We start from the raw sequence: 7,119 nt of genomic DNA, 5'->3' as shown, positions 1-7,119 counted from the left end.
CGGCGCAGGTCACGTCGTAGCCCTCCGGCTGGAGGATCGGGTCGTAGCCGAAGCCGTTCGTGCCGGCCGGCCGGTGGCGGAGGGTGCCCTCCATGCGGCCCTCGACGACGCGTTCGGTGCCGTCGGGTAGGGCGAGGGCGGCGGCGCAGGCGAAGTGGGCGCCCCGGTGCTCGTCGGCGATGTCCGAGAGCTGGGCGAGCAGCAGGTCCAGGTTGGCGCGGTCGTCGCCGTGGGTGCCGGACCAGCGGGCGGAGAAGATGCCGGGGGCGCCGTTAAGGACGTCGACGCAGAGGCCGGAGTCGTCGGCGACGGCGGGGAGGCCGGTGGCGCGGGCGAGCGCGTGGGCCTTGAGCAGGGCGTTCTCGGCGAAGGTGACGCCGGTTTCCTTGACGTCGGGAATCTCGGGGTACGCGTCCGCGCCGACGAGTTCGTGGCCGAGGCCTGCGTCGGCGAGGATCGCGCGGAGTTCGGTGACCTTGCCCGCGTTGCGGGTGGCGAGGATCAGACGGGTCATGACCCCAGTATCTACGGGGTGCAGACCTTGCCGATCTCGGTGGCGGCGTCGGTGACGGGCTTGATGTCGGGGGTGGTGTCGCCGTTCTTGACGGCGGTACGGACGGTGTCCACGCCCTTGCCGAGGTCGTCGACGGCCTTGGAGAGGTCGGCGTTGTCGGTGGTGCCCTTGAGGTTGCCGAGCTCCGTGGAGATCGAGTTGAGGGCTTCCTCGATCTGGGCGGGGTCGTTGGAGGCGCTGGAGACGGCCTGCTCGAGCTTGTTGACCGAGGTGGCTATGGCCTCGGCGGTCTTGACGCAGTCCATGGCCTTGTCGAGGGCTCCGCAGCCGCTCAGGACGGTGGTGAGCGCGGCGGCCGTGGCCACGGCGAGTGCGAGGCGTCGCTTCGTCGGTCGAGGCTTCACGTGTGGGTCCTCCCCTGTACATGACATGACATCGGGCGCACGGATCGTATCGCTTGGTGACCGTGCGCCCGCTGTCCGTTGTCGGTGAGGACGCCGTGGGGCCTCAGAGGGTTGCGTCGAGGGCCTTGCGCTGGAGGTCGGTGAGCTCGGCGCAGCCGGCGGCGGCGAGGTCGAGCAGGGCGTTGAGTTCGGCGCGGTCGAAGGGCTCGGCCTCGGCGGTGCCCTGGACCTCGACGAAGCGGCCGTCGCCGGTGCAGACGACGTTCATGTCGGTGTCGGCGCGGACGTCCTCCTCGTAGCAGAGGTCGAGGAGGGGGACGCCGCCGACGATGCCGACGGAGACGGCGGAGACGGTGCCGGTGAGCGGCTTGCGGCCGGGCTTGACGAGCTTCTTGCCCTGGGCCCAGGAGATGGCGTCGGCGAGGGCGACGTAGGCGCCGGTGATGGCGGCGGTGCGGGTGCCGCCGTCGGCCTGGAGGACGTCGCAGTCGAGGACGATGGTGTTCTCGCCGAGGGCCTTGTAGTCGATGACGGCGCGCAGGGAGCGGCCGATGAGGCGGGAGATCTCGTGGGTGCGGCCGCCGATCTTGCCGCGGACGGACTCGCGGTCGCCGCGGGTGTTGGTGGAGCGCGGGAGCATGGAGTACTCGCCGGTGACCCAGCCTTCGCCGCTGCCCTTGCGCCAGCGGGGGACGCCCTCGGTGACGGAGGCGGTGCAGAAGACCTTGGTGTCGCCGAAGGAGATGAGGACGGAGCCCTCTGCGTGCTTGCTCCATCCGCGTTCGATGGTGACGGGGCGGAGCTGTTCGGGGGTACGGCCGTCGATACGAGACATGGGACGAGCGTAGCCGTACGCGAGGAAGGGCCCGTTCCCCTGCCGGAACGGGCCCTGCCGGTGCGCGTCAGCCGCTCACATCATGTCTTCGATCTCGGCGGCGATGGGGTCGGCGTCGGTGCCGATGACGACCTGGATGGCGGTGCCCATCTTGACGACGCCGTGGGCGCCGGCGGCCTTGAGGGCGGCCTCGTCGACGAGACTGGCGTCGTTGACCTCGGTGCGGAGGCGGGTGATGCAGCCTTCGACCTCTTCGATGTTGTCGATGCCGCCGAGCCCGGCGACGATCTTCTCAGCCTTGCTGGCCATGTGTTTCTCCCTGTCCGTTCCGTTCGCAGAACGCGCGTCTCGGCGCACCGGTGGTCCGCTTCGTCACGGTAACCCACGGTTGGCCCAACTTCGCGAGCGCATGCCGCCGTTCTACCGAAAGATGATGATCACCGGCGGCCCGCCCCTGCGGGCTCCCGGAGCCTATCGCAACTGGTCTACACCAGTGTGCAACGAGACGCGGACCCGGCTTGTTCCGGGAGTGGGAGGACGCCGATGAGCACCGACAGTGCCGCCGCCCCGGCGCGCGGGAAGAACTGGCGCGGCGGCCTCTTCCAGGGTCTCCAGAAGGTGGGCCGCAGCCTGCAGCTGCCGGTGGCGGTGCTGCCGGCGGCCGGTCTGCTGGTGAGCCTCGGAAACCTTTTCTCCGCGTACCTGCACGGCGCCTTCTGGGACAAGACGTCGAAGGTGCTGACGCAGGGCGGCACCGCGATCCTGGACGGGGCCTTCGGCCTGCCGCTCCTCTTCTGCATCGGGGTGGCGATCGGTTTCGCGAAGAAGGCGGACGGGTCGACGGCGCTGGCCGCCGTGGTCGGGTTCCTCGTCTACTTCAACGTCCTGAAGGCCTTCCCGCGTGAGGGGACGGTGACGGAGGAGGTCCCGGAGGGGGTCGCGCAGAATCCGGGCGTGCTGGGCGGCATCCTCATCGGCCTGCTCACGGCCGTGATCTGGCAGCGGTTCCACCGCACCAAGCTGGTGGACTGGCTGGGCTTCTTCAACGGCCGCCGGCTGGTGCCGATCATGATGGCGTTCCTGTGCGTGGTGCTCGGCGTGCTGTTCGGGCTGCTGTGGGAGCCGGTGGGTGACGCTCTGACGTGGTTCGCCAAGCAGCTGATCGATCTCGGGGCGTGGGGCGCCGCCATCTTCGGTCTGGCGAACCGGCTTCTCATCCCGATCGGCATGCACCAGTTCCTCAACACCTTCTTCTGGTTCCAGGCCGGTGAGTACACGAAGCCGGACGGCACGGTGGTGCAGGGCGATCTGACCCGTTTCTTCGCGGAGGACCCGTCGGCGGGTCAGTTCATGTCGGGCTTCTTCCCGATCATGATGTTCGGTCTGCCCGCGGCGGCCCTGGCGATCGCGCACTGCGCCCGGCCGGAGCGGCGCAAGGAGGTGACGGGCCTGATGATCTCGGTGGGTCTGACCTCCTTCGTGACGGGCGTGACGGAGCCCCTGGAGTTCTCCTTCATGTTCGCGGCACCGCTGCTGTACGGCCTGCACGCGGTGCTCACGGGCGCTTCGATGGCGATCACCTGGGCGCTCGGGGTGCACGCGGGCTTCAGCTTCTCGGCGGGTCTGATCGACTACGTCGTGAACTGGCATCTGGACACCAGGCCGTGGTTGATCATCCCGATCGGCCTGGGTTTCGCGGTCGTGTACTACGTGCTGTTCCGGCTGATCATCACGAAGTTCGACGTCCCGACGCCGGGCCGTGAGCCCGAGGAGGTGGAGCGGGAGATGGAGAAGGACGTCACGAAGCCGTAGCGGGGGCGCCCCGCGAGTGTCCGAAGGCCCCTGGAGCCGCTGGTTCCGGGGGCTTTTGTCATGCCGTTCCGGCTATGGCCGAGCCCACAGAATTCACAGGTTCCTTATCTAAGTCCCACGTGCTAAAACTGGTCTACACCACTCATTGGTGTAGACCACGCGGTAGTCCACCGCGTTCCCCCGAGACGCCGCCGTCACCCCCTTTCCCCTGTCCTCTGGCGGCGCCTTGCCCAACTGGAGGAAGTTGATGAGTACGGCCACCGCCCAGGCCGCCGCTCCCGCGAAGAAGCGCGGATCCGGCCTGTTCCAGGGCCTGCAGAAGGTCGGTCGCAGCCTGCAGCTGCCGATCGCCGTGCTGCCGGCCGCGGGTATCTTGCTCCGTCTCGGCCAGGACGATGCCTTCGGCAAGGACGGGCTCGGGTGGGACAAGGTCGCGAAGGTCTTCGCCACCGCAGGTGACGCGGTCTTCGCCAACCTGCCCCTGCTGTTCTGTGTCGGTATCGCCATCGGCTTCGCCAAGAAGGCGGACGGCTCGACCGCCCTCGCCGCCCTGGTCGGCTTCCTGGTTTACAGGAACGTGCTGACCGCGTTCCCCGTGACCGAGGCCGTGGTCAACACCACCGCCAACAAGGGTGTCGACGTCGCGGCGACGTACAACGACCCCAAGGTCCTCGGCGGCATCGTCATGGGTCTGCTCGCCGCGGTCATCTGGCAGCGCTTCCACCGCACCAAGCTGGTCGACTGGCTCGGGTTCTTCAACGGCCGGCGCCTCGTCCCGATCATCATGGCCTTCGTCGGCACCATCATGGGTGTCTTCTTCGGCCTGGTCTGGGAGCCGATCGGCAACGTCATCACCAACTTCGGCGAGTGGATGACCGGCCTCGGCGCGATCGGCGCCGGACTCTTCGGCGTCGTCAACCGCGGCCTGCTGCCCATCGGCATGCACCAGTTCGTGAACACCGTCGCCTGGCAGGAGATCGGCACGTTCAAGGACTCCGCCGGCGCCCTGTGGCACGGCGACCTGCCGCGCTTCTTCCACGGCGACCCCACCGCCGGTCAGTTCATGTCGGGCTTCTTCCCGATCATGATGTTCGCCCTGCCGGCGGCCGCCCTCGCCATCACGCACTGCGCCCGCCCCGAGCGCCGCAAGGCCGTCGGCGGCATGATGCTGTCCCTCGCGCTGACCTCCTTCGTCACCGGCATCACCGAGCCGATCGAGTTCGCGTTCATGTTCATCGCCCCGGTCCTCTACGCGCTCCACGCAATCCTGACCGCCATCTCCATGGCCGTCACCTGGGCACTGGGCGTGCACCACGGTTTCAGCTTCTCCGCAGGCGCGATCGACTACTTCCTCAACTGGGGACTCGCGACCAAGCCGTGGATGATCATCCCCATCGGTCTCGTCTTCGCAGCGGTCTACTACGTGGTCTTCCGCTTCGCGATCACCAAGTTCAACCTCCCCACGCCGGGCCGCGAGCCCGAGGAGGAGGTCGAGGACCTCACCAAGGCGTGAGTCCCTCCCCCGTACGGCACAAGGCCCCGGAACCGTTCCAGGTTCCGGGGCCTTCCTTGCCTTTCCTACGGCTCAGACGCAGCCGGGGCCCACACTCGTGGTACCCGCGTCGTACTGATCCCAGCCCGCCGTACCGGCGCTCATGTAGTGGTACATGTGGAAGCTGCAGTGGTAGCCGGCGGAGGGACCCGCATCGACTCGCATCTTCTTCAAGAAGTTGAACTGCCTCCACGCGCCCGACGGACACTGCTTGGAATGACTGCTGGAAATCTTGCTCGGCGACAGGCATGTGACGTTGGTCCACGCCGGTGACAAGCCGGGTGCTGCGGCTGTCGCAGCCGGGGCGCCGAGGCCCAGGCCGGCCACCAGCCCCACCGTAGCGGCGATGACACCTGACGCCCGTCGAACTCGGATCACGATTTCCCCTTGCGCGCCAGTGCGGCGGGCGGTCTCTCCGCCGCGATCACGAGAAAGGTATAGACCAGAAAGCCGGGCGCTCAAGGCATCGGCCCGCAGTCCGTCAGATCTCGTAGACCGCGCCCGGGCGGGCCAGTTCCGACGGGCCGTCGTACACCTCGCGCGCGTCCGCCAGGTTCCGGGCGGCGTCCGTCCACGGGGGGATGTGCGTGAGGACGAGACGGCCCACTCCGGCGCGGGCGGCGTGGGCGCCGGCCTCGCGGCCGTTGAGGTGGAGGTCGGGCACGTCCTCCTTGCCGTGGGTGAAGGAGGCCTCGCACAGGAAGAGGTCGGTGCCGTCCGCGAGGTCGTGCAGCGCGTCGCAGACCCCGGTGTCACCGGAGTACGTGAGCGAACGACCGCCGTGCTCGATCCGGATGCCGTACGCCTCGACGGGGTGGCAGACCTTCTCCGTACGGACGGAGAACGGGCCCAGCTCGAAGCTGCTCCCCGACTTCAGCGTGTGGAAGTCGAAGACCTCGCTCATCGAGGTCGGGGACGGCGTGTCCGCGTACGCCGTGGTCAGCCGCTGCTCCGCGCCCTCCGGGGCGAAGACGGGGAGCGCGTCGCAGCGTCCGCCCTCGTGCCGGTAGTAGCGGGCCACGAAGTACGCGCACATGTCGATGCAGTGGTCCGCGTGCAGATGGCTGAGGAAGATCGCGTCGAGGTCGTACAGACCGATGTGACGCTGCAGCTCGCCCAGGGCGCCGTTGCCCATGTCGAGAAGCAGCCGGAAGCCGTCGGCCTCGACGAGGTAGCTCGAACAGGCCGAGTCCGCGGACGGGAACGACCCGGAGCAGCCGACGACGGTGAGCTTCATGGAGCGTGAACCTCCGTGGACGGGTGCGGAAATAGCGCGCTGAGGGAGGGGGAGGTCGTGCGGTCTGTCGAGCGTAAGGCGCACCCGGGCCCGTAGCTCCTCCGTGACGGCCCGTTGTGGGCGAACTCACGGGCTCTGTCACCGGTTCGGATGGATGGCGGACCGGTCCGGCGATGCGGGCCGCGCGCCGGTAACGTCATGGGGTATGGACACGTCATGGTGGCCCGCGCTGCTCGCGGTCGTCGTGCTCGCGCTGGTGGTCGCGGTCGCGGACGGACGGAAGCGGTCCTCGCGCCGCCCGCCGGGCCGCACCCGCCCCTCCGGCCGTGCGCCGGGCCGTACGGCGCCGGGGACCGGAACCCGCCCGGCGGACCGGCCGGCGCGGTCGCCGCGGGCCGGGGAGATCTGGTGGGCGGACGTGCCCTTCGAGGACGGTCCCGGTTCGAAGGACCGGCCCTGCCTGGTGCTCGCGGTACGGGGCGACAGCGCGCTCGTCGCCAAGATCACCAGCAGGTGCCACGCCGAGCGGCCGGGCGTGATCGCGCTGCCGCCGGGGGCCGTCGGTGACGCGCGGGGCCGGCCGAGCTTCCTGGAGACGGACGAGCTGCGGGACGTGCCGCTCGCGGAGTTCCGCCGGAGAGCGGGAACGGCGGACCCGGTGGTCTGGGACCAGGTGCGCCATCTGGCGCGGTGACCCGGGGGAACGGGACGGCGGCAGACGGTACAGCAAGGGGCCCGGGGAACGGGACGGCGGCAGGCGGGACG

The 7,119-nt window shown here is 69.2% G+C and carries 9 protein-coding genes; 3 read left to right on the top strand and 6 right to left on the bottom strand.

The window, feature by feature from the left end:
* The 4 genes from RIF68_RS21240 to RIF68_RS21225 form a co-directional block, all read right to left on the bottom strand.
* Positions 1-514, bottom strand: a 514-nt coding sequence (locus RIF68_RS21240; protein WP_309052874.1) for a non-canonical purine NTP pyrophosphatase, incomplete at its 3' end; no start/stop codon positions are given.
* A gap of 11 nt (positions 515-525) precedes the next feature.
* Entirely contained in the window at positions 526-918 is a 393-nt protein-coding gene (locus tag RIF68_RS21235) for a hypothetical protein (protein WP_375165182.1), read from the bottom strand.
* Between the two features lie 103 nt (positions 919-1,021).
* Entirely contained in the window at positions 1,022-1,753 is a 732-nt protein-coding gene (rph, locus tag RIF68_RS21230; protein ID WP_309052873.1) for a ribonuclease PH, read from the bottom strand.
* 75 nt (positions 1,754-1,828) lie between these two features.
* Complete coding sequence (locus RIF68_RS21225) at positions 1,829-2,110, bottom strand: PTS glucose/sucrose transporter subunit IIB (protein ID WP_309052872.1); 282 nt, start codon at positions 2,108-2,110, stop codon at positions 1,829-1,831.
* 186 nt (positions 2,111-2,296) lie between these two features.
* On the opposite strand from RIF68_RS21225, the gene RIF68_RS21220 reads away from it, so the two are divergent.
* Positions 2,297-3,565 (top strand): PTS transporter subunit EIIC, encoded by a 1,269-nt coding sequence (locus tag RIF68_RS21220; RefSeq protein ID WP_309052871.1) that lies wholly within the window; start codon positions 2,297-2,299, stop codon positions 3,563-3,565.
* 247 nt (positions 3,566-3,812) lie between these two features.
* Positions 3,813-5,078 carry a PTS transporter subunit EIIC gene (locus RIF68_RS21215; protein ID WP_309052870.1) on the top strand — a complete coding sequence of 422 codons (1,266 nt, stop codon included), beginning with the start codon at positions 3,813-3,815 and terminating at the stop codon, positions 5,076-5,078.
* Positions 5,079-5,150: 72 nt separating this feature from the next.
* On the opposite strand, the gene RIF68_RS21210 is transcribed toward RIF68_RS21215, so the two are convergent.
* Positions 5,151-5,291, bottom strand: coding sequence for a hypothetical protein (locus RIF68_RS21210; protein ID WP_309052869.1), 141 nt, complete (start codon positions 5,289-5,291; stop codon positions 5,151-5,153).
* Positions 5,292-5,598: 307 nt separating this feature from the next.
* Positions 5,599-6,354, bottom strand: a complete 756-nt coding sequence (locus RIF68_RS21205) for an MBL fold metallo-hydrolase (RefSeq protein WP_309052868.1) — start codon at positions 6,352-6,354, stop codon at positions 5,599-5,601.
* 205 nt (positions 6,355-6,559) lie between these two features.
* Here RIF68_RS21205 and RIF68_RS21200 point away from each other — a divergent pair, with 205 nt between their 5' ends.
* Positions 6,560-7,048, top strand: coding sequence for a type II toxin-antitoxin system PemK/MazF family toxin (locus RIF68_RS21200; RefSeq protein ID WP_309052867.1), 489 nt, complete (start codon positions 6,560-6,562; stop codon positions 7,046-7,048).
* Positions 7,049-7,119: the final 71 nt, after the last annotated feature.

This window comes from Streptomyces sp., from assembly GCF_031178505.1.
In the GTDB taxonomy this organism is placed as follows: domain Bacteria; phylum Actinomycetota; class Actinomycetes; order Streptomycetales; family Streptomycetaceae; genus Streptomyces; species Streptomyces gulbargensis.
Note: the sequence above shows the minus strand (reverse complement) of the source record. Positions and strands in the feature narration are given on the sequence as shown.

What these genes read in the sequence shown, in the direction of transcription:
- RIF68_RS21205 (WP_309052868.1), bottom strand. Translation starts at nt 6,354, where the DNA reads ATGAAGCTCACCGTCGTCGGCTGCTCCGGGTCGTTCCCGTCCGCGGAC.
- rph (WP_309052873.1), bottom strand. Translation starts at nt 1,753, where the DNA reads ATGTCTCGTATCGACGGCCGTACCCCCGAACAGCTCCGCCCCGTCACC.
- RIF68_RS21220 (WP_309052871.1), top strand. Translation starts at nt 2,297, where the DNA reads ATGAGCACCGACAGTGCCGCCGCCCCGGCGCGCGGGAAGAACTGGCGC.
- RIF68_RS21215 (WP_309052870.1), top strand. Translation starts at nt 3,813, where the DNA reads ATGAGTACGGCCACCGCCCAGGCCGCCGCTCCCGCGAAGAAGCGCGGA.
- RIF68_RS21200 (WP_309052867.1), top strand. Translation starts at nt 6,560, where the DNA reads ATGGACACGTCATGGTGGCCCGCGCTGCTCGCGGTCGTCGTGCTCGCG.